The 25339-nt window shown below is 68.0% G+C and carries 24 protein-coding genes; 9 read left to right on the top strand and 15 right to left on the bottom strand.

Translation table 11 applies throughout. The annotated features are described in order from the left end of the window. The first annotated feature begins 8 nt into the window (after positions 1–8). The gene (locus tag CRM89_RS28785; RefSeq protein ID WP_098086782.1) at positions 9–1430 is read left to right on the top strand and encodes a cutinase family protein; all 1422 of its coding nucleotides are present in this window, start codon (positions 9–11) and stop codon (positions 1428–1430) included. Positions 1431–1818: 388 nt separating this feature from the next. Here CRM89_RS28785 and CRM89_RS28780 read toward each other — a convergent pair whose 3' ends face one another. After that, entirely contained in the window at positions 1819–2430 is a 612-nt protein-coding gene (locus CRM89_RS28780) for a hypothetical protein (protein WP_098086781.1), read from the bottom strand. Between the two features lie 470 nt (positions 2431–2900). Here CRM89_RS28780 and CRM89_RS30175 point away from each other — a divergent pair, with 470 nt between their 5' ends. Then, on the top strand, positions 2901–3053 hold the full coding sequence (locus tag CRM89_RS30175; protein ID WP_172964596.1) for a hypothetical protein: 153 nt from the start codon (positions 2901–2903) through the stop codon (positions 3051–3053). A 71-nt stretch (positions 3054–3124) separates the two neighbouring features. Here CRM89_RS30175 and CRM89_RS28775 read toward each other — a convergent pair whose 3' ends face one another. From CRM89_RS28775 to CRM89_RS28715, 12 genes are all read right to left on the bottom strand, one after another. Next, positions 3125–3811 carry a hypothetical protein gene (locus CRM89_RS28775; protein ID WP_127516370.1) on the bottom strand — a complete coding sequence of 229 codons (687 nt, stop codon included), beginning with the start codon at positions 3809–3811 and terminating at the stop codon, positions 3125–3127. A gap of 351 nt (positions 3812–4162) precedes the next feature. Further along, a complete protein-coding gene (locus CRM89_RS28770; protein WP_098086779.1) occupies positions 4163–4633 on the bottom strand; it encodes a hypothetical protein in 471 nt (156 codons plus the stop codon). A gap of 90 nt (positions 4634–4723) precedes the next feature. Then, complete coding sequence (locus CRM89_RS30170) at positions 4724–5896, bottom strand: hypothetical protein (RefSeq protein WP_107646883.1); 1173 nt, start codon at positions 5894–5896, stop codon at positions 4724–4726. Positions 5897–6215: 319 nt separating this feature from the next. Then, positions 6216–6563, bottom strand: a complete 348-nt coding sequence (locus CRM89_RS28755; protein WP_127516368.1) for a hypothetical protein — start codon at positions 6561–6563, stop codon at positions 6216–6218. A 47-nt stretch (positions 6564–6610) separates the two neighbouring features. Next, positions 6611–6922, bottom strand: coding sequence for a hypothetical protein (locus tag CRM89_RS28750; protein WP_098086776.1), 312 nt, complete (start codon positions 6920–6922; stop codon positions 6611–6613). Between the two features lie 128 nt (positions 6923–7050). Beyond that, positions 7051–8868, bottom strand: a complete 1818-nt coding sequence (locus tag CRM89_RS28745) for a VWA domain-containing protein (protein ID WP_253805113.1) — start codon at positions 8866–8868, stop codon at positions 7051–7053. Positions 8869–8910: 42 nt separating this feature from the next. After that, positions 8911–10104: an AAA family ATPase gene (locus CRM89_RS28740; protein ID WP_098086775.1), complete on the bottom strand. Its 1194-nt coding sequence runs from the start codon at positions 10102–10104 to the stop codon at positions 8911–8913. Positions 10105–10827: 723 nt separating this feature from the next. Next, positions 10828–12633: a BTAD domain-containing putative transcriptional regulator gene (locus CRM89_RS28735; protein ID WP_098086774.1), complete on the bottom strand. Its 1806-nt coding sequence runs from the start codon at positions 12631–12633 to the stop codon at positions 10828–10830. A 13-nt stretch (positions 12634–12646) separates the two neighbouring features. Next, positions 12647–13387 carry a hypothetical protein gene (locus tag CRM89_RS28730; RefSeq protein WP_098086773.1) on the bottom strand — a complete coding sequence of 247 codons (741 nt, stop codon included), beginning with the start codon at positions 13385–13387 and terminating at the stop codon, positions 12647–12649. A 114-nt stretch (positions 13388–13501) separates the two neighbouring features. After that, entirely contained in the window at positions 13502–14644 is a 1143-nt protein-coding gene (locus CRM89_RS28725) for a lipase family protein (protein WP_098086772.1), read from the bottom strand. Then, on the bottom strand, positions 14641–15888 hold the full coding sequence (locus CRM89_RS28720; protein WP_098086771.1) for a cutinase family protein: 1248 nt from the start codon (positions 15886–15888) through the stop codon (positions 14641–14643). The genes CRM89_RS28725 and CRM89_RS28720 overlap by 4 nt, the downstream gene beginning before the upstream one ends. Then, positions 15885–16649 carry a hypothetical protein gene (locus CRM89_RS28715; RefSeq protein WP_253805112.1) on the bottom strand — a complete coding sequence of 255 codons (765 nt, stop codon included), beginning with the start codon at positions 16647–16649 and terminating at the stop codon, positions 15885–15887. Before CRM89_RS28715 ends, CRM89_RS28720 begins: the two co-directional genes overlap by 4 nt. Before the next feature lie 810 nt (positions 16650–17459). Here CRM89_RS28715 and CRM89_RS28710 point away from each other — a divergent pair. Next, a complete protein-coding gene (locus CRM89_RS28710; RefSeq protein ID WP_098086769.1) occupies positions 17460–18296 on the top strand; it encodes a helix-turn-helix domain-containing protein in 837 nt (278 codons plus the stop codon). 194 nt (positions 18297–18490) lie between these two features. Further along, positions 18491–19261: a hypothetical protein gene (locus CRM89_RS28705; RefSeq protein ID WP_098086768.1), complete on the top strand. Its 771-nt coding sequence runs from the start codon at positions 18491–18493 to the stop codon at positions 19259–19261. 85 nt (positions 19262–19346) lie between these two features. On the opposite strand, the gene CRM89_RS28700 is transcribed toward CRM89_RS28705, so the two are convergent. Together CRM89_RS28700 and CRM89_RS28695 are read right to left on the bottom strand one after the other, a co-directional pair. Next, complete coding sequence (locus CRM89_RS28700) at positions 19347–20237, bottom strand: phosphotransferase family protein (RefSeq protein ID WP_098086767.1); 891 nt, start codon at positions 20235–20237, stop codon at positions 19347–19349. After that, a complete protein-coding gene (locus tag CRM89_RS28695; protein ID WP_253805111.1) occupies positions 20234–21337 on the bottom strand; it encodes an XRE family transcriptional regulator in 1104 nt (367 codons plus the stop codon). The genes CRM89_RS28700 and CRM89_RS28695 overlap by 4 nt, the downstream gene beginning before the upstream one ends. A gap of 438 nt (positions 21338–21775) precedes the next feature. Here CRM89_RS28695 and CRM89_RS30580 point away from each other — a divergent pair, with 438 nt between their 5' ends. From CRM89_RS30580 to CRM89_RS28675, 5 genes are all read left to right on the top strand, one after another. Next, entirely contained in the window at positions 21776–22180 is a 405-nt protein-coding gene (locus CRM89_RS30580; protein WP_127516366.1) for a hypothetical protein, read from the top strand. A gap of 149 nt (positions 22181–22329) precedes the next feature. After that, the gene (locus CRM89_RS28690) at positions 22330–22653 is read left to right on the top strand and encodes a hypothetical protein (RefSeq protein ID WP_127516364.1); all 324 of its coding nucleotides are present in this window, start codon (positions 22330–22332) and stop codon (positions 22651–22653) included. Between the two features lie 390 nt (positions 22654–23043). After that, entirely contained in the window at positions 23044–23565 is a 522-nt protein-coding gene (locus tag CRM89_RS28685; RefSeq protein ID WP_098086764.1) for a hypothetical protein, read from the top strand. 183 nt (positions 23566–23748) lie between these two features. Continuing rightward, positions 23749–24360: a DUF5753 domain-containing protein gene (locus tag CRM89_RS28680; RefSeq protein WP_098086763.1), complete on the top strand. Its 612-nt coding sequence runs from the start codon at positions 23749–23751 to the stop codon at positions 24358–24360. Positions 24361–24467: 107 nt separating this feature from the next. Beyond that, positions 24468–25259 (top strand): SAM-dependent methyltransferase, encoded by a 792-nt coding sequence (locus tag CRM89_RS28675; RefSeq protein WP_098086762.1) that lies wholly within the window; start codon positions 24468–24470, stop codon positions 25257–25259. Positions 25260–25339: the final 80 nt, after the last annotated feature.

Below are 25339 nucleotides of genomic sequence, written 5' to 3'. Positions count from 1 at the left end.
GAACATCCATGCGCCACAACCACTCTCGAACCATCCGCGTCGTCCTGTGCACGGCCGTCACCGCGACCACCATGACGGCCGGTGTCGCCGCCGCAGAACCAACACCCGACCGCACCGGTACCCAGTGCCCGCGCTGGACCGCGCTACTGGCACCGGGCACCTACGAGACAACCTCGACCGCCGGACAGGCCACGAACGGGATCCTCACCCAGCTCGGGGAATCACTCACCGCCCGCTACGGCACCGACATCGAGGTTCGCGCCCTCGCGCCTTCCGCCGGTGCGGGGTCGGTGAGCGGAGCCGACCTCACCGCGGCGGTGAAAGGGCTGTGCTCGGACACGCGAGTCGTTGTGGCCGGCTACGGCCAAGGCGCCGAGGTCGCCGGCGACCTCGCCACCGTCCTCGGCAACAGAGGCGGCCCGATCCCGGCCTCGCGAGTGCTGGCGGTCGCTCTTGTCTCGGACCCGCGCCGCGACCCGGCCACCGCCCAGCTCGGTACCCCGGTCTCGGGGCAGGGTGTCACCGGGCCACGCGCGCAGGGCTTCGGCGAGCTGGCCGATCGGGTCCGCACTCTGTGCCTCGACGGCGACAGCTACTGCTCGACCACCGCCGAGTCCTCGCCCGTCCTCGCCGCGGTGAGCCGCGCCCTCACCACCGCCACCACGACCACCACCCCAGCCCTCACCAGCACTACCTCGCCCACCACCACGACAAAAGCCCCCGCCACCACGACGAGCACACCGACCATCAGCATCGGGTCGGACTCGACCGGACAGATCAGCGTGTCCCAAGTCCTGGCCCAGGTCGTCACCGTCCTGCGCGGCCTGGCCAGCTTCACCGCGAACGTGCCCGCGATCTTGGCCGACCTCGCCGAGCTGCCCGGACTGCTTGCCAGCAATGACGTGCCCGGCCTGCACCGTGTCTCGGGTGACCTGAACAACCAGTTCAACCCGCTCGTCCAGATGACCGCTGGACTCGATCTGCGCCTGGTCGCCCGAGCCTTGAAACTGGCCGCACCCTTGGACACCACCGGGGTCGCGTTGATCGCGGCCGAGATCGTCGGCGTCCTGGCCGGACTCGACATCTCCCGCATAGCCACCGACATCGGCCAAGCCCAGGAGATCGCCTGGACCGCCGCCGAGACCCTCGCGAAAGGCGACCCCGTCGCCGCGTTCTTGACCCTGACAGGGCTTGCACCGATCGCCGCCGACCTACTCGCAGCCACCGCAACCGCGTTCACCGGCACCACGTTCCCCACACTCACCCAGACCTACACCGCCACCCTCGGAATCGACACGGCAAGCACCACCACAGGCACCGGCGTGGACCCGCGAGACGGCGACACCACGGTGTTCGACTCCACCCGCTACGCCACCGTCGCCCCGGCGTTGTCCGACTGGATCGTCGCGACTATCGACGGCACAAAATAGCCGCTGCCACGACAACCCCGAGCATCGTGCGCCGCGCAGTCCGATGCGCTGTGCAGCGGCGGATCGGTGAACGAGGCCGGGGCACCAGTATCGCGGAAGCGCCACAACGGCAACACCTTCACCGCAAAGGTCGGCCTCGTCACCGGCGTCCTCCCCGTCGTGCCCGGTCATAGTTGCCGGGCACGCGGCGAGGGCTTCACGGGTGGACCTGATCCCCGGCTCGGAGGGGATGAGCCGGGGATCATGTCGAGGCTACGCCGACAGCAGGTGCACTGCCTGCCGAAGGACCCGACGAGGACTGCCAGGATCCCACTGGAATGTTCCGAGGCGGCCGGGTGAGCCCAGCGACATCAAGCACCGCTGCGGCCCTAGTCGACTTGATGGTTGGTCAGTCCGCCGATGGCTCAAGCCATTGAATAGTCCGGTTTTTGCGGGCAGCCAGGCTGCCCTGAACCTTGAGTAATTGCTGGCGCACGAATGCACGCCACCCGGACGGCGAGACGATCCAGACAATATGTGCACAGATTATGCCCGAGATCACCGTAGGCAACACAGCCTCGGCGATCACGGTCGCCGACCTAAGATATCCGACAAAATTGAAACTCGTCAGCGCAGAAACATTTACCAACAGGGCAAATATGACGAATGCACCGGTAACCAGTTTGGCCCTGAAGGATCCGAAGCTGAACACCGATATTGCAATTAGAAACACCACACACAGAAAGACGTAGGCACCGGCCATGTCTGACACGGTCTGGCTTCGTGACTCCTCAGAATCGAGAACGATTCTCGTGCCGGGCTTCTCGACCATTACCGACCACACCACAATGCCAATGATTGACGCGGAAGCCAAGCTGACTGCACCCTCGATGCATTTCGCGAACCTGTCAAGTTTCTTGTATGGCATTGCTCCGATCGTCTTCGCGATCCCCATTGAGCCGAGCTGCAACATCGTCAGTACCGCCAGGAACGGTACAAATTCACTCCAGTTCTCTTTCATCAGTTTCGGCCCCTTACTCCCCTGCGTGTAGTCACGGTGGGCATGTTAGAGAGATGGACTGACAACCTCGGACGGGCAGACAGCGGCCGGTGGCGGCGGACGCGGTCTGCCGAAGAACGGCCGCTTGTGGGGGTGGCCGGGCCGGAGGCGTGCGGCGATACTGGAGAGACGGGATGTCGACGTTGCCTTCGCCGGGCGTCGGCGGTGCGGTTCTCGGGTAAGGCACGCTCAGCGGTCGGTGTGCCTCGAAACGTGGCGAGACTATGACCAACGAACCGCCGCACCGTGCGAGTCGGCGCACCGTGCGGCGGCCTTCACGGCGACCGGAATCCGGCGGTAGACGTCGTGCACACCTCGACCCAGGCTAACGAGACCGCGAGAGCGCTCCTATGCCTGGGCTCGCCGCACACCCGCCGGTGACGGCTCCTTCCCAGGACACGGGCGCGAACAATCCCGTTCTCTTTCGGAAGGTGATCGTCGTGGGTAAAGACATGGACCGCGAGTCCGCGGATCGCATCAGCGCTGCGGCCGATCGCGATCCGGGCTCACCGACAGCGACGTCTGGTTTCGCCGACCGGGCCGACGCTGCCGCCACCCGCAACGAGGACGAGGAGGACGACTGATCGGACGGCCGATAGTGGCGAGCACTTTGCTCGCCACTTATCGGCCGCTGCGACGCAGGTCCACAGATCGACTACTCGGTCAAGGCAGCCTCGACGTCGCGAACGCTGTGATGCCCGAGCGCGATCTGGTGACGTCGCCTGAACTTCGGAGACACAGCGTCGACCTCCCGTTGTTCCCATCCGCGCTCGTCCGGGTCAGGCACCCACAAGCCCTCGGCTTCGAGGCACCTCTCCGACAACTCACGAGCCCGGTTCATGAAGTCCCACAGCGAGGGATGGCTTTCATTCAGCCAGCCACGCCCCTCGGGGTAGGGCCCGAGGCCCTTGGTTAGGAGGTGGTCGAGCTCGGCGCACAGCCCGCACGCGATGTCGTCCTCGCCCAGCGGCCTCGCACAGAATTGCAGGTAGAAGCCGATCCGTTCCAATAGCGGCTCCGAGATCAGGAAGGGCGGCGGACGGTGGGCGAGGTGTAGCAGCGCGAGCCTCGCGCATGTTGTCGCATCGACACGGCTCGGAACGCTGATGTCGGCCGGTCGCAATCTGCGCAATGGCTGAAGGCGAAGCCGCATCACATCGAAGTCGTACCCGTCACGAGGGTATTTGGCGAGGTCGCGGCGCTCGTGGTGGCGGTGCCAGTACTCGCCGTCATACTCCACGAGCAGGTCGTATTCGCCTCTCTCGCCCTGGATCGAGAACGCCATGTCCGGCTTCACCCACCCCGGTGGCCCGAGGACACCGGTGCCGAGCACGAGATTCAATGCTGCGAAGGTGTCCCTTTCCGAGACTGATGATCCAGGTTTCGGTGCCCGGTCCCACGGCCCGCGATATCGCCCACCAAACATGGCCCGACAGTAACGCCGAGCACTGACACTACGGCCGGGCACAACGGCGACAACCCACCACGAGCCACGGTGCACCGCCCCCGAACGGCGACACTCATGATCGTCGCCACCAGCAAAGTGCCCAACCGGGCACGTACTGCCCCAACCAGACCCAACAGGGCCATCGCCCGCAGCCAGGTAGCCGCTGTCCTGCACAGTGCACAGCAAACGGCCCGTGGTGCCGAGCGGAATGCTCGGCACCACGGGCCGTTTCAGCGGGTAGGCGGGTCAGGAGATGAGTGGCGGCACCGCGCGCAGGCCCGGCGCGGCCGGGCCCCTGTCGTTGCGGAACCGCCACGACGGCAACGCCCTGTACACGGTCACGGTCTGCTCGTCACCGTCACTGCCGCCGTCGCTGGTGTCCCCGCTTTCCTGTTCGGGCAGTTGGTCCAGGGTTGCCACGACCACCTCGCGAGCGGCGGTCTCGAGGTCGCCGTAGAGGGTGCCCGTCAACGGGCCGGACATGACACGCACCGCACCGCTGTGCGGGAAGAACTCACCGTCGGTGGTCACCTGCTCGTAGCGCAACGCGATCGGCACCCACGGCACCAGCGAGGCCAGCACGGGCATCTGCAGTTCCCGCACCGCCGTCTCGGCGATGGCGATCCACAGCTCGAGGCTGTCGGGGGCATGGCTGGAGTCGGCGTACACCCGGTACAGGGCCGCACCCAGGATGGCGGGGGTTGGGGTGGAGTACATAGTCGAGCACCTTTCTCAAAGGTTAGATTGAGCGGGCGGTGTCGGACTCCCCGGAGCTACCTTCTCCGGGGATTCCGGCATCGCCCAGTTTCAGGACGCGAGAGTGAATTTCTTAGGGGCCGTGCTGGTCTGGCGCGCGGTTCCGCCATCGGTCAACTTGACCAGGGCGTTGTGGACCGCGCCGCTGGACCGAGCCAGGGCTTTGCCGATCTGGTGTGGGGTGAACTCCTTTCCGGGGTTTTCGTGCAGGAAGTCCTCGACCTGCCCGCGCAGCGCACCGGCGGGCAGGCGTTCAGCGGTCGACTCCGCGTCCACCGCAGCACCGTTGTCGGCCGCCGCCGGGGGGTGCGGGGCCACGGTGGCGGTTTCGTCGCCCGTGGGGGCCGCTACGGCCGTCTCCGCCGTGGTGTCGGGCGTGGGGTCGGCCGGGGTTGCCTGTGCGGCGGGCGTGGCCGGTTCGGGCGCAACGGGTTCCGGGGTCGCCGGGTCGGCCGGTGCGGTGCCCGCAGGTTCGGTCGTGACGGGCTCGGGCGCAGCCGGGGTCTGGTCGGTTTTCGCTCCGGCGGTCCAGCGAACCGTCTTGGTTCGTGACTTGCCCGGGTCGGTGGCCGCCCACGCGGCCCCGGCGAGTTCCCACTCGGTCAGCAGATGCCGCACCGCACCGATGTCGATGCGTGCGGCTTTCGCCAACTCGGCGGAGGTACTGCCGGGATGGGTCTCCAGGGCCTCCCACAGCGCCCGTGCCTCGGCGCTGTGCAGCGTGGGCACTCCCGCCGCCGTCGTCGCGGTGGCGGATTCAGGTGCGGGCTCGGTGGTTTCGGGAGACGAGGCGACCGGTGCGGCCGTCTCGGATGAAACCGGCTCGGGCGTGGCGGGTTCGGCCGGGCCGGGGTCGGCGGGCGCGGCGGGGGCCGGTTCCGGTTCGGCAGGCGGGGCGGGGGCGGCCGGGTCCGGTTCGATGGCGGCGGGTGTGCCCGCACCCTGGGTCCAGGTCTTGGCGGCCCGGGGCGATTCGGGGTCGGTGTGGGATTGGGCGCACCCGGCGGTTTCCCACTGGGCCAGCAGCCGCCGCGCGGTCGACTGGCCGATCCCAGCCAGATCGGCCAGCGCGGCGGTGGTGCTGTCGGGGTGGGCGCGCAGCGCCGCCCACAATGCCCGGGTGCTGTCGCGGCGCGGCACTGGCACGGCACCGGCCCGCGACCCGTTTTCCGGGGCGGGTGTGGCCGTTGCGGTGGCCACGACGGTGTTCTTGGTTTTCGACATGGGGTTTCCTTCCAACAATGGGTTTGGTGAATTCGGTGATGTCCCCGGGTGGGGACGGAATGCGTTCCGATCGGGGCGATTTCCCCGGGTGGTCGGTGCCGTTCCGGTTTCCATGACCGCTCGATAGGGCGTGTGATGTCAAGCGGAATGTGGAAATTGGTTCCCGAAATGAATTCCTCTCTCCCGATTCCGTAATGGCCTCGGCGCGAATGGAATTCGACTCGCGTCCATTGGCTCACGGAGTGCGAGGCACCTCAGGCCGGCGGCCTCGCCGCGGGCCCGTTGGGGGGCGAGGCCGCGGACTCGACGTGCAAGCCGGTCACGGGTGCGCCAGCGACGAGTCGACCATCTCGGTACTGGGCTCGCCGGGGTCGTCCTCGGCGGAGTCGTTGCTCGCGGGTGCGGCTTGCTGGGTGTCGAGGTCCTCGCGCAGTCGTCGTCCGCCGCCGGTCAGCTCGTAGTCCACGTGGTGGTCGAGTTCCCAGCTCTCGGCGCACTCGATGCAGAGGGTGTAGCCGTGGTGGCAGCGGCTCGGGTTGCGTACCAGCAGGATCCGGCCGGGCGGGTCGTCGCCCTCGCGCAGCCTCACCACGACGTAGTCGTTGCCGCTGAGTTTGGCTCCCGGTTTGATGACGCCGTCCTCGTCGTGGGTGCGAGTGTCTTTCACGAGGTGCTCCTGTTCGCGGTTCGAGTTCGGTTGGGTCACTGGCGCGTTCATCGGGTGAGGCGCTCGTGGAGGGTGCCGGTGGTCCGGTCGAGCCATACGGTCGCGGCGTGCCCGTGGGAACCCTGGCGCAGCCTGTTGGCGGCCCCGGTGGCGTAGGCGGCGATGTCGTCGGGGTGCACGAGATGGATACGCGGAGCCGCGTAGCCGCCAGTGCCGCCGGTCACGTGCGCCACGGTGAACATGCCGCGCCCGTCATGCGGGCCGAGTCCGTAGATGACGAACTGGTCGCCGGTGACCGCGTTGGCGATCACGTAGATCGCGTCGAGCGCGGCGGTGGTGGGAATCGCGGGATCGGTCACGGTGTCTCCTGTGTGGTGCCGCCCCGGGGTGCGGGGCGGGTGGGTGGGTGATGGTTGGGCCGCGCCGGTGGGACCAGCGCGGCCCGGTCCGGGTCCCCGGGCGCGGTGTGCGCCCGGGGCCCGGAGGTTCAGGCGGCGCGTACGGCGGCGGTGATGGCGCGGGCGATCGCGGTGGCGGTGGTGGCCGGGTCGGTGACCACGTGCACGGTCGCCCCGTTCAGCGGAGTCGGGGCTCCGGGGCGGCCGGGGCGTCTGCCGGTGTTCGGGGCCAGCCACAGCACCGCGCACCCGGCCGCGCGTACGGCGTCGAGTCGGCGCTGGGCGGCCTCGCGTTCGTGGGGTCGGTAGATGCCGTCGGAGATGACGACCAGCAGCCGGGTCGCGCCGGGCCGTGACAAGCCGAGGGCCCCGTCGAGTGCGACCGTCGCGGCAGCGAGGGCGTGGTATTTGTCCGGGCAACCGAACTCGGCGACCCGGGCGGGGGCGGTGCCCGGGTAGGTGACCGGGGTGACCTTCGCGCCGAAGGTCACGGTCGCGGTGGTGGCGGGCATCGCGGCCAGCTCGGCGGCGCGGGCGATGATCCACGCGGCCGAGGACACCGGCGCGGCGAACGCGCGCATCGAAGAGGACACATCGCACGCGATGCCGACCTGCAGCGGCGGGTACGGGCTCGTTTTGCGGGCGGTGCGGGTGAACGGTTCGGCCGTCGGGATGGCACCGGCCGCGAGCTGAGCCTGCCGGGCCAACACACCACGCATCCGCACCCGCCCCGGCGGCACCACCGAGGTCGTTTTCACCTTTGCTCGTTCGCGGGCGGCGGCGGTGTCCAGCGCGCGGGCCAGCACCCGCGCGGCGGTCTGTTCCGTCGTCAGCGGGGTACGGGTGCGGGCCACGGTGCGCGAGCGGGCCGGTGCTGCACCGTCGCCGAACACGTGCTCGGCCATCAGCTGTGCGTGTTCGGCAGAGGCGGCGGCAGCCTGGCGCGCGGCGGCAGCGGACTCGGCCGGGTCGGCGGGTACCGGGTTCGCCGCGACCTCGCGGGCGATGGCGGCGGCGGTGGCCTCGATGGCCGCACCCAACAGTGAACTCGGTACCGGTGTGGCGTGCGGCTCGGGGCCCACGATGTCGAACCAGCGCCGCCCGAGTTCGAGCATGGCGGCGGTGTCGGCATCGGCCACGGTGTGCGCCTCACGCCAGATCGCGCGCAGTTCGGCGAGGGTGTCGGTGCCGAGGATGGACTTGAGCTCGCGCACCAGTGGCGCGCATTCGGACTCGGTCAGAACCCCGGCGTCGATGCGGCCGAGCACGAGGGCGGCGTTGTGGGCGGCGGCGTAGGTGGTGCGTGGGAGGTGCGCGGCGGCGCTCGCGCCGCCGTTGTCGCCGATCACGATCTCGGTGGCGCTGGCGCGCAACCAATGCCGGTCATCGGGGCGGCGGCGAATCTGGGCGGCCTCGATACGCGATTCCTCGAGCAAATCCGCCGCCTTCACCACCTCCGGGTGCGCCAGCAACGGGGCCCGCCACACCGAGTGTTTGGCGTGCGCGCACTCGTGCACCAACGCACCCCACACCGCCGGGTAGTTGTTGCGGTCACTGTTGCGGGCCGGGCGCGCGGCGGCCGGGTCGATCTTGAGTCGGGACCCGTCGAGTTCGATCGCGCGCAGTGCGGGCACGAACACCGCCGGGTGCCCGAACGCGGCACCGGGGGCGATGCTCACCGTGAGGTCGTCACGGTCGGCGATCGGCGGAACCTCGGCGGTCATGGCGGCCGACAGGGTGGCCCATCCGCCGGTGACCGACACAGACGTCGGGGCGGGGGTGGCAGGCGTGGCGGCGGGGGCCGCCCCCGCCCCGGCGGGGGCCGGGGCGGAAGCGGTGCCGGTGCCCGGGGTGGCGGGCGCGGCGGGGCTAGCGGGGGCGGGAGCGGTGATCACGTGGCCGGTCATGGCGGGCAATACCTTTCGTGTGCTCAGGTGTGGGCGGCGCGGTTAGAGGCGGGGGCCGAGGGCGAGCGGGGTGTGGGTGGTGCCGCACACGGTTTTCATCACGGCGGCCACCACGTCGCGGTCCTCTTCCGGGGCGGCCCCGAGGAGGTTGGCCATCGCGGTGTCGGGGTCGGTGGCGGCGGCGATCTTGCGGAACGCCAGCAGCTCGCGCAGTTGCGGGGCCCACCCGACCTCGCCCTTTGCCTGCCGGGCGGCCAGCTCGCGCGCCACTTTCACCGCGCGCCGTTCCACCCCGAGCTGGGCGGCGAGGTCGAGGTCGCTGACTACTCGCACCTGGAACGCGAACCGGGAACTCAGCGCGTCGGAAAGGATGGCTCCGTGCACGCCGGGGTTGTGGCCTGCCACCACGAAGAAACCGGGCTCGGCTTTGACCACCTCGCCGGTTGCTTTGACCACCAGCTCTTTTCGGCCGTCCATCGCGGGATACACCGCCGCGAGCACGGTCGGCGAGATCAGGGTCGCGTCGTCGATGAACAGGACCCGGCCCTCTTTCATCGCGCGGACGAGGGGCCCGTCCACGAACACGAATCGGCCGTCGGGGGTTTGGGTGTACTCGCCCACGAAATCGGCGACCGTGGTGTCCCCGTCGCCCTGCACCGTGAGCAGGTCCCCGTAGGCGGCCTCGATGAGCGAGGTCTTGCCGGTACCGGGCGGCCCGTACAGCAGCACCGGCACCTCGGCCGCGCGCATGGTCTGCAACACCTCCACATCGGCGCGTCCGGCGAGCTTGCGCAGGTGGTAGTCCTGCCCGTTCGGTCGGGCCACCGTGTTACCCGTGCGGGCCGGGGCCGCCGGGGCGGCGGGCGCGGCCGGGACCGGGGTGGCGGTCTTCTTGGTGCGGCGGGCCGGTTTCGGCTTGCTGGGGGCCGGGGTGGCAGGCGCGGCCGGGGCCGGGGTAGTAGCGGCCGGGGCGGCGGCGGTGGCCGTGGTGGCGGTGGCACGGTAGCGGCGGGGCGCGGCCGAGGTGCGTTCGGCGTGCCCGGCGGCCGTCAACGCCTCGAGGGCGTTGCCGACCGCGCCCGAGGACCGGTTCAGCCCGGCGGCGATTTCGCGGGGCGACTGTTCGCGGACGGGGTCGGCGGCCAGCGCGGCGGCGACCATGCGGCGCAGTTCGCCGTTGGGCAGGCGACCGGCGGCCGGTGCAGTGGTGGCGGCGGGGGCGGGTGTGGTGGGCATTGCGACTCCTGCAATTCCGTTCCGAATTCGCGCCGGTTTTCGGCATGCGTGCGGCGTGGCCGCCATTCGGATTTCTGCGAATTTCCCGGCGAATTCCGGGAACGTGGTCGACGCTAGCTCGACCTCGAACAGCCTCACAACCCCAAAAATGCCTCAATTTTCCGGAATTTTTCCGGACAACCGCGAGTCCGACTAGGCAATCCCCGAACGCGGCACACACACGCACTCGCCAGCCCACCCGCAACTCGAACAACAAAAGCCAGGAAGAATAAAAGACAATGAGGAATAGAACGAGAAAGGAGATGCATGGAACGGGAGGCAGACAGATAACGACACACAGGAGGACACAGGGAGCGGACCGCGAGACACCGCCCGAGCATGTCTATACAGCTTTGTGTATAGACAATCCACGCTGGTATCCGCGCGGATAAACCGCCCATCACCTGCGGGTATGCGGCGGCGGGGAGGGTTGGCTTGATTCCCCCACGGATCAGCACACCGAACCTGGCCATCGAATACTCCACGGATCGATATCCATCGAGCCACCCAGGCGGTCAACAATTCCAGAATTGAACAGAAGGAAATCGTCAACCATAAAAACGCCGACGATTTCCGCATTTTGAACGCTATTAGTATTGCGGTTGTCGGCGCGATATTCGCCAGCAGAACTCGCACCTATAGGATAAACGATAATTGGCGATCAGAGAAATTCCCGATGGTTCGTTATTGTTTCTCGGCATGGCGGAGTCGGTCGAGTAGTTCTCGTGTCTCGCGGCTCGGGGTCTGGCCGATTTCGGCGAGTTTTCTGGTCAGGAGGGTGTAGGTGCGGGTGAGTGCGGCGTTTTCGCCGAGGCGGGCGTGTAGGCGCAGGAGGTCCCGCCAGACCGATTCGTTGTAGGGGTCGTTCTCGACGGTTGTCTCGAGCATTCCCAGGGTGGCGCGGGGGTCGTTGTCGGTGTTGCGGGTGGCCAGCCAGCTCAAGGCGTTGAGCGAGGTGCGCCGGGCCGATTCGCGCAGGGCTTCGACCCAGGTGTCGGTGAGATCGCTGGCCAGCTCGCTGGTGGCCAGGGCCGCGATCTGTCGGGCGGCGTCGGCCTGGTCGACGTCGCTGCGTGCGCGGCGGCGCGCGGCCACTGCTGTGTTGAAATCCCAGTAGTCGACGCCGACCAGCTGGGGTGAGAGCCGGAATTGGAGGCGGTCGTCGGCGAGGATGTCGGTGATCTGCCCGCCGGTGGCGGTGGTGATCGCGGCGCGAAGGCGGCTCAGGGTGTTCGCGAGTGCGCTGCCGCCCTTGTCGCGGGAGCGTGTGCTCCACAGCAGCTCGATCAGCTGCTGGCGCGAGAGCCCGTCTGGGTGCAGGGCCAGGACGGCGACGAGTTCGCGGATGCGGGGCTGCAACTGCACGGTGATCTCGACGCTCTCCCCGGTATCGGGATCACGCCAGAAGATCCGTGTCGGCCCGAAAACCCGCACCGTCAACGCTGGCTCATCTCCTGCGGGTTCCGAAACTGGTGTGATGTCGGCGCCTTCGGCCTCGGCCCCCGGGCCGATGCTGGACTCGGGTGCCGCGGCGAGGTCGTCCTCGCGGGTGTGGCCGGCATCCTCGGCCTCGGCCGCGAGTACCGGGGCAGTCGCTGGTAGCGGTGGGAGCAGCTCGGTGTTGTCGGGCTCGGTCGCACGGGTGCGCGAGGCGGGCATCGGTGCGGCGTCGATGCTGTAGATCCTCGGCCCGTCCTCGTCGCGGTGTCTCGGGCGGGACTGTCTGACAGCTCGGGTGGTGTGCGGGTGGGCGAGGAGGTCGTGGCGGCCGTCATCGCGGAGCTGGATGTCGACGGCGGTGGTGATGGAACGGGCCGGGGTGATCAGGTGCCGTCGTGCCCGGCGGCCGGTCAGCACCGCTCGGGCACCGGCGCGTGAGGCGGGCAGGGCGCCCACGACCGGGAACCCGATCGCGGCGACATAGGCGGTGCTGCCGCCGATGACCACGATCCCGCGCAGGCGGCGTCGACGGGTGAGGTCGAGGATGCGCTGGGCGGCGTCGTGCGGGTCGATGTGGTCGGCGCGCACGACGAACAGGCTGCCGTCGGCGGCGGCGATGACCGGATGCGGGGGCGAGTCCGGCTCGGGGACACCGCAATCGGCGAACACCGTGGCCCCGAATCCCTGCCAGCTCGCGTGGGGCCCGGTGAGCAGTTCAGCGGCCGGGATCGGGCGAGCAGGGTCGTGGCTTGGCGGCGCGGCCAGTAACGCCTCCCCGCCGGGCAGGTACTGCACATGCTGGGCGAGCGAGTTCGCGCTGACGGGCTGGCCGGTGACGGTGCGCCGGGCCAGGCTCGCCAACCCGAGATGCGGGTCCAGATCGAGCAGGTCGGCGAGTTGACCGCCTGCGGGGTCGGCTTCCACGATGAGGGCGGGCTCGGGGCCGGGCCACGCGTGTGCCAGCGCGACGGTAGTCGTGGTGGTTCCGGCGCGCGGGCTCAGTCCGGCCACAGCGATCAGATACGGCGCCTGCGAGCCCGGCCTCATCATCGGTATCCGCCTCTTATCCTTGCTTTTGGAAGTTGGAGATCACCAGCGCACCACCGGGTTCGGCGGGGCGGGTGTTGATCAGCTGGAGGTAGTCGGTTCGTGTCCGGTCCGGATGCAGTTCCACGATGTGCACCGTGGCGGCGGTCGCTGCGATCGGGGTGATCGCGACACAGTGGCGGGTGCCGGGCGGGATGGTGGCGATGCCCGCGGCGAGTCCCTCGACGGTGATCCCGGTCTCGGGTGCGAGCAACAGCATCGCTTTCGCGGCGTCTCGGTCGATGTAGTAGGCGGCCTCGAAGGAAGCAATCAGCCCTTCCAGGGTGGCGCGATCACCGGCGCGGTCGGTGACCACGGTGCCCGTGAGCCCGGTGCACGGGCCCTGCGCAGTGGTGGTCGAGCTGGGTGGGGCTGCGGTAGTGACCGTCGCCTGATGGCCGGTATCGCCGCCCTCGTCGGCGGAGACCACCAGCACAGCGGCCAGGACGGCGACCAGGGCCGCCAGGGCGGCCCACGCCCCGCCCGGCAGCCGGTGCCCGATGCCGCCCCACCCGCCGGAAAACCCACCGCCCTCGGCAGCGGTGGGAGTATGTCGAAGCGGGTAGGCCCAGCACTCGCCCGAGGGCGGCTCTGGCTCGTCGACGGACGGATCGGAGCCGGTACCCGTCACCAGGCGCAGGCCGGGGGACGCGGGGAGGTCGACCCAGGTCTCGTCGTCGCTGTCGTCGTCATCTGGGTTACGCGGGTACCTCGCCATTCATCTCGCCTCGCCTCACATCGGGGGTTCTCCGGGGCCCGCCCGCACCCTGGGGTGGGGGAAGTGGGGGTGCCAGGGTGTGGGCGGGTTCCCCCGGAGGGGTTCAGGGGCGGCTCACGCGCCTCGCCTGGCCTCGGCCTCGCCCTGCGCGGGGATCGGCTGGGGCACAGGGCCGGTGGCGATGTCCTCGGTGAGCCGGGCCAGGACATCGGAGATCGCCCAGTGCGCGGTGGAACGGTGGTCGCCGTCGTACTCGCGCCAGTCCACGTTCGTGCCACGTTGCCGGTAGGCGATCATGGCGCGCCGCCCTGAGCGCACCGGCACCACCAGATCCAGCTCACCGTGGTAAAGGTGCAGCGGCACAGCCGTTTTCACATGGGCCAAAGATTCCAGGGCGAGGACGCGTCGCCACCAGTGGTCATTCCACGGATCGGGTTCGCGGCACCAGTGGGCCAGCGGCTCGGGGAACCGTTGCAAGAGTTCGACGACGGTGAGGTGGCGGGCCTCGGCGGCGGCGACGAGCCCGGCTTCGTTGAGGACGTGCCGTAATGGGAGTTGGTTGTAGGCGTGGGACAACCCGATCAGCCCGGCGAACGCCAGGCCCGCGAGTCCGGTGCGGGTGTTGCGGCCGACCAACGGGGCCAGGACCGCCAGGTCGGAGAAGACCGCCCCAGCGGCGACACCACGCAGGTCGACCTCCGGGGCATACCAGGGCTGCAGCTCCGCCGCGACGGCCGCGATCCGGCCGCCGTCGGCATATCCCCACGCAACCACTGGTGCGACCGGTAGGTCCAGGTCCGAGGCACGGTAGACCGCACGAGCCAGATCGAGCACGGGTTTGGCACCGGCCGCACGGGCCGCGAGGAAGGTGTGCGGGCCCGTCCCCGCACCGAGTCCTTGCCCGTCGGGGACGGCGACGACCCAGCCTCGCGCGAGTGCGGCGTCGATGCCGGCGAGGTCGTACTCGGTACCGGTGGCCAGCAGTTGCGAGGGCGCGCAGTGGCCGCCCAGTCCGCGAAACGGCGGGCAGTAGAGCAGGATCGCGCCGGTTCCCGGTTTCGGCTTGGCCTCGGGGATCAAGATGATCGCCGAGGCCGCGATCGGCTGCGAGCGGGAATCGCTCGAGACGTAGACCAGTTGCCAGGCCCCGGCCGCACCCGCCAGCTGCGGGACGAACACCGGTCGCAGGCGCACGATGTCGCCTGGGCGGACGCCTTCGGGCAGGACGGGGGTGGTGTAGAAGTCACTGATGGTCATTGGTTGGCTCCGGCGAGGTCGTGGGCAGCGGCGGTCAGCCACGCGGCCCCGCTGGCGATGTGCCCGGATGCGACGTAGCCGGTGTGGCGGGCGGGAATGTCGGTGTAGCGCAACCACACCGCAGGATCGATCAGGTCGGCGTTGTCCGCGACGAGCTGGCCCCAGGCGGCCGACAATCCGGCCGCGAGCGGCGGCAACGTGGTCAGCGGGTTGGCGGCGACAGTGGCGGAGATTTCGGCCCACCGCGCGTTCGCAGCGGCGATCTCAGCTGGGCCCGGTGCAGGGGTGCGGGAGTCGGCGGCATCGGTGAGCCGCTGCGCCAGACTCGCCGCGGGCACGTACGCGATTGTGCCTGGTCCGATCTGGAAGTCGTCGAGCACCACCGTGGTCCAGGCGTCACCGAGGGCACTCGACAGCAGGGTTTGGATCGAGGCGACGGCGGCGATCGGGTCGCGCAGGTCGGCCTGGGCGGCGAGCTGGGCCGCGACGCGCAGCATGGCGGCTCGGTCGGGTGCCGAGCAGCTGAGGTCGCCCTCGACGCAAATGTCGGCGACCCTGCCGGTGAGCGCACCGTAGTCGACCCCGGCGCTGGTAGCGATCCCGCCACCGGAGGCGACAGCGCTGGTCAGGTTGATCCGGGACACCGCTGCCCCGCTAGTGCCGGGGACTGGGTCCGGGGTCGTCTGCCCGGGGCGGCCCGTAATGACCGGGGAGCCCGGCGCGCGGTCGGGATCGGAGTACAGGATCACCGCGGCGACTCGCGCAGGCGCCACTGGGCCTTCCCCGGCCCCGACCATCTGCGCGAACCCCGAAACAATCTGCGCGCCTTGGGAATATCCGACTACCGCTTGTGAGGTTGCTGGGCACGTCGCGGCGACATCCTCGGATGCGGACAGCAGCGCGTTCAGGCCCGCATTGGCCGAGGCCGAGTACGGATCGGTGCCGCCACCGGTGCCAGGCGCTCCCCCGAAGGAGGCCGGATAGGCAATGTAGGTGCGTTGCACCAGGTTCGGGTCGTCGGCGGCGACGGGGCCGAGCAGGTGGCCGAGCATGCCGGAGTCAGCGGTCGCCGACGCGCCTGGGGAGGACTCGCTGGTGCCCTGGACTCCGAGGATCCACAACGCCGGGCAGCTCTGGCCGGCGACCTCGGGCTGCGCCGTCGCCGGACCCACGCAGGACAAGCAGAGGGCACCGGCGAGAACGGTGGTGGTGACGACGGTGGTGGGCAGGCGTAGACCGATCATGGTTGTCCGACTCCCACCCCGGCGCCGAACCCAGCACCGACCGTGCCACCGACCAATGCACCTATCGCGGCGGCAGGAACACCCGCGACGGCTGCCCCGGCTGCTGCCCCGGCCGCCGCGCCCAACGCGGTACCGGCGACACCGGAGGTGACGGTGCCGATCACCGGGATCGCGATCACGGTGCCGATCGCGGCTCCGGCGATCCCGCCGATCGTGCCTCCCGCGAGACCACCCACGACAGCACCGACCGCTGCCGCCGGTGCACCGGTGAGCGCGCCGCCGATCGCGCCACCCGCTCCGGCTCCGGCGACGGTGGCACCGGCGACGCGGTCCGAGCGCCCGGCGGGCAGCCCAACCGAGTCGAGGAACGTCGCGGCCTGGGCTTCAAGGTCAGCGCTGACGGTGTTGATCGTGTCGCCGACCTCCGGCGGCAACCACTCCGGATCGGGGAACACCGCCGTCCCGATCCGGATCGTGTCCGGGGGCGGTTCGATCGGCGCGACCGGCTCCACCGGCTCCGGCGAGTGCAGCTCCATCAGATACACCGGCGGGGCGGGCGCAGACGAGGGCTCCGGGCGCGGTTCGGGCCCGTTGCGGATCTCGGGTGGCTGTTCGACATACACCGGCGGTTCCGGTTCGACCGGGGCCGGAGGCGGTGCGGGAGCGGTCGTTCCGGGCTGGGCCGGGGCGGTGACACCGGGCTGATCCGCGACCGGGGCCAACGGCGCCATCGCACTCGCGGGCTGGACCGCCAACACCATCAGCACAGGCACCACACCCGCAGCGACCGCACGGCCACCCCACAGCATCCAGCCCTCATGGCCTCGGCGAATGCACCGGCCTCCGGCACCGTAGAGCGGCCCGACGGACACGACCGCTGACGATGTAGCACCGTTTTTGGACATGACAAATGACTCCTTTCAGATAAAGGAAGGAATGAAGGAATGAAGCAGAGAAGTAATAGGAAGTTTTGAGGCGAATGAAGTTGCCGGTCCCCGCCGGGAGATTCCCGGCTCCCGGCGGGGACCGCAGCCGAGAGGCTTAGCTGATCATCTTTTGAGTAGTCAAAAAATGATCAGCCTAGATCAGAAGAACGGCAGCACCTGCGTGGCGATTGCCAGCACGTTCGAGACCAGTGACGCACCGGCGCTGAGAACCGACAGGATGGTGTAGAGGTCCATGACTTCCCTTTCCGAGGAGGAGCGATTGCCTCACCATCACAACCCCGAAAACCACTGGTGCGCCACCCTTTTGACGGGGACAAAAATCGGTACCATTTTCTGTACCACCACGCACACACACGGTGGCCTGCGCCGATCAGCGAAACAGGGACAAAAAGTGTCACCAAAGAAATTTTCCGGCGGGTGTCCCGCATCGGGGAAAGGGTGCCCAGAACGCTCCGCGCGCCCCGCGCGGAGGTCCGTAGCTAATTGTCAGCCAGGTCACAGTGAATGATCGGTGGCCGGGCTGTTCCCTTTCTGGTAGAAGTTAATCAACTCGGGGGAGTTAACTCTTCAGCCTATCGCGTGGTGGAGGGGCGACGGAAGACTCAAATAGGAGGGGCTTGACACATGAACCGGCGGACCGGCTCGACCCGGCGACCGCGGCGAGGCAAGGCCCGCCGCACCACATCCGAGCTACCCGACCTGCGCCGATGGATCCGACAAGTCCGCGAGGCGCGGGGCCTGACCCGGGCCGAGGCCGCCGGCCGACTCCAGGTCAGCGAGGACCTGATCAAGAAGATCGAACGCGGAGAGCGTTCGGCCTCGCCGACAGTGCTCGAGCAGTTCATCACCGGGCTCGGCATGAACGAGTCCCAGGCCCGCTACACCCGCGAACTCGCCGGGCCGCCGCTACCGTTGCCCTCGATCGAGGAGCTACGAGCCCGCCCCGTCGCCTGCGAGCACCGCACGACGTTGCGTCGTCTCGATGAACGAGGTTTGGTCGGTGCGTATCTCGACCCTTTGTGGAACGTGGTCTACGCCAGCGAGCGCTTCCGCAGCACGCTGCCCGAGCTCGCCGACTACGACGACAACCTCAGCCAGTGGTTCTTCCACCCCAGCACCACCACACCCACCGCCGAGCCTCTCCTCGTGCACTGGGACGCCGCCGCTACCTACATGGTCGCGTCTCTGCGCGCGAAGTTCGGCATCTACCGGCACAGTCCCCGCGCACGAACGCTGCACGAGAAGCTCAGCGCGGCAACCACTTTCCGGCAGAGATGGGCCGACAGCATCGAGGTCGCCTACGGCCACAAAACCGTGCAGCCGCTGCAGGTACGTGATCCCGACACCGGCGAGCAACGCACCATCCGCATCCACCTCGGCGTCGGAGCAGAAGGCCCTCCCGACCTGAGGTTCTGCTTCGTCTACCCCGACCCGTACGAGCAGCCCAGCAGCGACACCTGACCCCTCCATCGCACTACGACCACTCCCCCGGAAGCCCCGGGCGGAGACATCCCAACGAAGGAGCCCGACCATGACCAGCAACCCCCAGCACACCCGCCATCTCGGAACAGATCCACACCGACAGCCACCGGCACCGTGTGCTGCGCTCGCCGTCGCCATCGTCCTGATCCCGCCGCAGAAGCGAGACCACTGACATGTCCCTCGTGCTATCCGGGATGCCCGACTTCCACGACACGCTGGAATTCCTGCGCCACAAGCGCCAGCTATCCCGCGAATCCACCGCCAACAAAGCAGGATTCGGCATCTCCCGCCTCAACCAGATCATTCAGACCCGCACCAAGCCTGGACCCAAGGTGCAGAAGGGTCTGTTCGCCTTCTTCGACGACCTCACCCCCGACCAACAGCGACACCTGCAAGATCTGCTGCACCCCGCCGCCGAGCTACCACCGATCAACGGCCTGCGCCGGTACCTCACCAACGACGGCGTCCACCACCACCTCGACTACCTCGACCGATGCGAGGTCATGGGCGCCTACCTCGACCCACTCCAGAACGTCCTGCACTGCAACAAGGTCTTCTACCGGATCATGCCCGGCCTCGCTGACGCCGACCACAACATCGTGCGGTGGATGTTCTCGCCCACCGCCCGCGACCTCATCGAGGACTGGCACGAACACCTGCCCTACAACATCCGCAACCTGCGCGCCGCGCTTGGCCGTTACCGCGATTCACCCCGAGCACAAGCACTGTTCCGGACGCTGCGCGACAACCCCGGGTTCCGGCAAGCATGGGACGCCACACCCTTGCAGGTCAGCTACAACTGGCATCGCGCGATCCCACTCCGTCTCCATCCACCTGGCGACGCGCACCCGATCCAGCTGAACCTCGAAATCGACCAGTACGGAGCATGTTTCGAGATCCTGTCCGTCCACGGCCTCTACAACACACGCGCCATCGCCTGCTGAAACGCACCGCGCCGACAACCCCCGTGCAACCGCGGTGAGTCCCATCGGCGCGACGCACAGCCAGGGAGGCAGCGGCACGGGCAATTCAGAGTGCGGCCCAACGCCAGGGCCGTGCGATCTCTCCGCGGAGGCACGCCAGCCGGTGCCGTACCTGGTTTGCTGCGCTCTCGCTGCTCGAGGACTGCGACAGGGCGAAGACAACCCACCGCAGCTCTTGAATGTCGGCAAGCAGCCGGAAGGCCGGGTCGGTAGTGACGTCAGCACCATACGCATCCACGAACGATCGGTAGTCGCCTTCTGACAAGCGGTCGAAGTCGGTGCGGTCAGCAGCTACCTGAATGAGGTCCCATGCGGGGCGGCCCAACGAAACACGGTCCAAATCAACAACTATCGGGACACCGTCGAGCGGAACAACGACGTTGCCCTGCCAGGCATCGCCATGAATCACTTTGCGCTGCATCGGCTCGCCGAGAGCCAGATACCTGCTGGACAAAGTGTCGAGGTGTTCCAGAAGCCATGCACGGTCGTTCTTCCCGAGCTCATCTGCGGACGTGATGACTCCACGCAGGCCGGCGAGTGGCTGGTGCTCCGGAAGCGTAAATGTCGTCGGTGGCGCGAGTGCGTGCAGTCGGCGAAGCACGGTTGCGAGTTCAGTCGTGCTCGCCGCGCGATGGTCCGGAATACGCTCCCACCAGGTCACCGGACGATCGTTCACCACCGAAATCGGATTCGCCACGTCAGCGACTCGAACCGTGGGCAAGCCAGATGCGTTCAGCCACTGGGAGATACGCAACTCCCGCAAAGCCGAGTCCGCCGACCCCACCTTGCCGACCCGACCAACGAGGTCGTCGACCACGAAGATGCTGTTCGACCCGGCCCGTACGAGTTCCGCGTGCGTCGGATCGACGCCGCTTCTAGCCGCCGCCTGCTTGAAAATGGCCCGCGCGTCCCGCTCGGCAGCTTCGGATCTGTTCATTTCGCTCGCCTACGTGGTGCTGTGGCGGCGATCATCGCTCGCAACTCGCCGACGTCAGTGATGCGACGGTGAGTACTTGCCACAGCCGCCAGCCCACGAAGTTCGGTTGCGATGCGCGCCGACCTCAGCGTCCGACTGTGCTCTACCGCTTCGCATCCGAGCGCCGCCGCCTCGCGCGGGTCTCCGAGCTTCATCGTCAGCGCAGCCAGTCGGATCTCTGAGAAGGTGCGCGACCTCAGGTAGTCGGAGCCGTGCATGTCGATGGCGTAGCGAAGCCTAGGTGCGGCGACGTCGATCGAGTCCAGCGCCTCGGCTGCGAGCGCAAGTGCTTTCCCTGTGCTTCCGAGATGTTCGGCAGTGTCGTAGAAGCACATCCACGGTGGGTCGCTGTCGGGGGTCCGAGCTGCGAAGAGCTCGTCCGCGCGGGCAACCTCACCTACCACCTCACCGCTACGGCCCAAGGCCGCAAAGTACTGTGCGCGCATGGCACTCAGCATCGCCCGAACGGTGAAGGCCAAGCGGTCGGATCGGACCTGTGCGAGTTCAATCAGGGAGAGTGCGCTGTCAGGGTCACCAACGAACGCGGACCGCCGCGCCATATCAGCGAGCGCACTCGCCCGCAGGTCCCATGATCCAGCCGAATCTGCACACCATAAGGCAAATTGGAAACAGCGGTCGGCATTAAGGAACTCACCCGCGTCGAACGCGGTATAGCCTACGACGCTGCTCAGGTTACCGACCGCCTCAAATAGGGAACGGCGCAGCTTAGCGCTCACCGAGCTGTGCACCCACGGCGCGAACTTCGTCAGCTCGCGGCTCGCGATGACAATTGCTGATGAACCCCCGCCGTGAAGGTTCTCCGTCTCTGCGGCGGTCTGTGTAGCGGCGCGGATCGCATTGATCTCGCTACTGCCAACTCGAGCGGGTCGCGAGCTTTCGGCATCAGAGAAAGTCACCATTGCCGTCGGATCAGCTGACGGGCCAAACGGGCTGAACAGGTTCACCGCAAGCGTGCCGTCGGGTTGCCCCTCATCTGGCTGGCGACGGCGGGAGGCGACAAACCCGAGTTCAGCGTCCGACGCCCCGAGGATGTCATTCATCGCGCGGCGGTAGTCAGCGTTCGGCCAACGCACAACTCCTCGTTCATATCTCGCGATTGCATGCGCATCCAAGTCGCGCCGTATGCCAGTTGTTTGCCATACGTGCTCATTGATCGCGTCAGCCAGTTCAGCCCGCGTCATCGTCTGTCCTGGCACAAACCGTGACGGCGTGCCTTCCCTGCGTTGTTGCAACTGAGTGTTCGGGGGCACGGCACCTCCGCGTGGAGTACGGGGACGCCATTGAGTGTAGTCGGCAAACGCAACGCAGCGAGCGCGTTGTCATCGCCCTAATCTGCCCCATAACTTGCCCTCTTCCTGCCGCTTTCGACGCTGGATGCTTGGACGTGACCTACCCAATTGCAGCAGGTCCACTCCGGCTACCCGAGTCTTCGAGCAGCGGTCGAGTGTGACACCCGCCGGGCCCTACCAGGGGGATTGATGAGCAGGACGATCCTGAACCACGCCTCAGAAGATGGGCCGTGCTCCCAGTCCCAGTCGCCTGATAGCGGTCCGATTTCCCAGTACCAACGCGATCAGAACACCGATTGCGTGCCCGACCGCGAAGTCGTCGCATGCGACGGCCCTTCGTTGCGCGAGCCCGTTCCCGTGCCTTCGACATCCAGCCTGTCCAGTCAGCATCGTGAGACTCAGGGCCGACAAACACTGCTGGATAGCATCGCTGACCTCGAAAACGCCGGTCTGGTCTGCGCCGCCGCTCAGTCTTCGCCGGGATGCGATGACCACTCGCTCGCGATCGAGGCATACACCCTGCCCGTTCCCAAGCCGACGCCTGCCGTTCTGACTCGGGTGTTCGAGGCGATGATTCAAGACGGGTGGTTGTAATGTCCCAAAGCGCTTCTCCGGCTGCTGCCTTCGCCGAGACACCACGCTCTCGCTGCGAGTTCTACCGTCGCATCTGCTCGCTGCCCACAGTGGTCGACCCTGACACGGGACGGATCACGATGCAGGCAGGGAGGCTAATCGGTGCGGTAATGATGCTCGCTCAGCGCGTCAAGACCAGCCTCGACGTGCGCGGGGTTGCGCCGCTTTCCATCATCGGCCACCCCCGGGCGGATATGTGGACCTTCCTGGTTAGAGCCGATCTGCGCCCGATCGATGACCCTGCCGTTGTCGCGCAGTTGTGGCAGGCGCGCGTCGTGGTCATCCGGGACGGAGACATCGCCTTGCCCTCCCCCGTCCCAGACTCGTCGATGATCCGCACCTGGATCTCGCCGGCAACCGGGACCTTCCGGCCTTCGGGCGAAGTAGTGATCGAGTGCGCGCGAGCCTTCCTGCCCAGAACGGCTCGGCGATGAGCTCCGACAGCAGGCGGTCGCCGCGTCCGGACGAACCCGACGTTCGTCTCACGGTCCTGATGTCCAACGTCCGAATGGAATTCGCTGCCTGTATCACCGCCGCGCTGGTGTTCGTCTGCGACGTGGCTGCCCACCGCCCTGGAACCGTCGCCGTATACCCCGGCCGGTGCACCGGATTGCCCCGGCTGCCCAACGAACGCCTCTACCTCCAGCCCTGACGCCTGTCGTCATGGCCCCGACCAACCCGAATGGCCTCCGCACGTGACCCGGCGAGATACCCGAGACGTCTCACCCGGTCGTGGCCCCGTGCCGAGGCGGCCCCGGAGTTGTTTCCCGGCGACTCCGGGGCCACCCCCGACAACCCGCCCGAGCCAAGGAATCCCCATCCCCATGTATGCCAAATTCGACACCACTGCCACGCCTCGCTCACACAACCGCCGCTGGATCGCTGCGACGGTACTCGGCACCCTCGCAGCCCTGACCACGATCGCGATCGTGTCCGCGCCCGAGAGCACCGCGGGCTCGCCCACCTTCACCTGTGCCGAGATCACCTCCCCATCGGGTGTGGTGACCGGCTTCGGGCCGGGTAACACCGAAACCGGCCCTGGCGCGATCCTGGGCTTCAACTACGCCTACTACGTACAACGCTCTGCCGAGCAGGCACGCCGGTTCCTCACCGACGACGCCCTGCTCCGCTCTGGTGACCGGTTGCAGGCCGGGATCGACGCGACACCGGCTGGCACCCACCACTGCGTCACGATCTCCCCCTTGGTCAGCCTCGGCGACGCCGACCTGTGGGCGGTCACCGTCACCGAATACCACCCCGACCGCGAGCCATTCGCACCGCGCCAGATCATCACCACCCGCAACCTCGACGGGACGACCCGCATCAGCTCCATCGCCCGCGCCTGACCACCCGAATACCTCGGGTCGTTCCCTGGCCGGGCACCCGGCCGGTCGACCCGAGGGTGGGGAACCGCCCCCGGAGGCACGGCCCCGGCACCTCCGGGGGCGCTACCCCAATACCCAGCAACCACTCCCGGTGGACTTCCATCGGCCTACCGAACCACCGAAAAGCAGAATAGAGGTTAGATCATGTCCTACTCCAGCTGGTACGACGCCACCGACAACACGGGTCTGGAAACGTTGCAGCGCAGCCTGATCGACATCGAAGCCGAGACCAAATACCAGCGCAGCCACAGCCCCGAGATCCTGCCCGGTCTGGTGCAAACCCTCGACTACGCCCGCGCGATCCTGACTAAGTGCAGCGCCGCCCTCGGCCTGCCCGACGACAGCGAGGCGACCGCGACCGCACGGATGCAGCGCCAGGCCGTGCTCGACGCCCCCGGGCACCGCTTTCACTTGCTGATCGGTGAGGCTGCGCTGCGGCGCACCGTCGGCAGCCACGCGATCATGGCGGCGCAGATCCGCCAGCTCGGCGACATCCTGACCACCCGCGACAACGTCGAGATCGGCATCATCCCTCTCGACGCCGAATTCATCGGCCAGGCCGACAACTTCGTCATCCACGACGAAACCGCAGTCGCGATCGAGACCGTGACCGGATCGGTCGAGACCACAGGCGCGGACGAGATCGCCCTCGCGCTGCGCACCTTCGACCTGCTCGCTGACCAGGCCTTCTACGGCGAGCACGCCCGCGCCCTGCTCGACCGTGCCCTGGCCGAGCACATCGGCCCCGGCATCTGACCACCTGACCCGCTGCCCGGGCCCGACCGCCGCTCGGCCGTATCCCTCGTCACGGCCAGAACGGGTCGGGCCCGGCAGCCCCCTTCTCATCACGGGAGTTGTTCGACATGGCCGATCTTGGCGTCGCGCTACGTTACGACGTGCCCAGCAGCGCCCGTGTGGTCAACAAGCTGCTCGGCGGCAAGGATAACTACGACATAGACGGTGTCGTCGCCGCGACAGTGAGCAAGAGGTTCGTCGTCGCGCTGCGCGAGGCGCGACGGTTCCTGCTGCGCGCGGTCCATGTCCTCAGCACCGAACACGGTGTGCACCAGTACGTCGACCTCGGCTGCGGGATGCCGCTGCCTCCGGACGTGGGTGATGCCGCTACGCACCGCGGCGAGACCGGGCGCGTTCTCTACCTCGATCACGATCCGTTGGTCGCCGTCTACGCCCGCGCCCTGCTCGAACGCAGCCTGGACCGCCGCTTCGCCCTGGTCGACATCACCGACACCGCCGCCGTTCTCGACCAGATCACCGGGTTCCTCGACCTCGACCAACCGATCGCGTTGTGTCTGTCCGGCACCGCTGAACTCCTGCCCAACGCGACTGACGTGCTCACGGAACTGACCAGCGGACTCCCAGCGAACACCTGGATCATCTTCAGCCACCTCACCGACGACGTCTTCAGCGTGGAAGTCCGTAGATCGGCCGAGAACCTCGTCCGAAACGGGCTCCCTTATCAGCCGCGCGACCGCGCAACGGTGACCGCGATGCTCGACCGCTACGAGTTACTGCAGCCCGGCCTGGTCGCACCGCACCACTGGCGGCCAGACATAGGCGACCTGGCACATCAGGCCTTTCACCCACCGAAGTACGACCTCAGCGCCTACGCCGCCGTTGGCCACCGTCAGAGCTAGCCGAAGGAGCGTCAGCCACTCCCACGAGCGAGACCTTCCGATTTGTCGTTCGCCCCTCGGCGCGGTGATCGGACGTTCAA

The organism is Nocardia sp. FDAARGOS_372 (genome assembly GCF_002554515.1).
Classification (GTDB): Bacteria; Actinomycetota; Actinomycetes; order Mycobacteriales; family Mycobacteriaceae; genus Nocardia; species Nocardia farcinica.
Note: the sequence above shows the minus strand (reverse complement) of the source record. Positions and strands in the feature narration are given on the sequence as shown.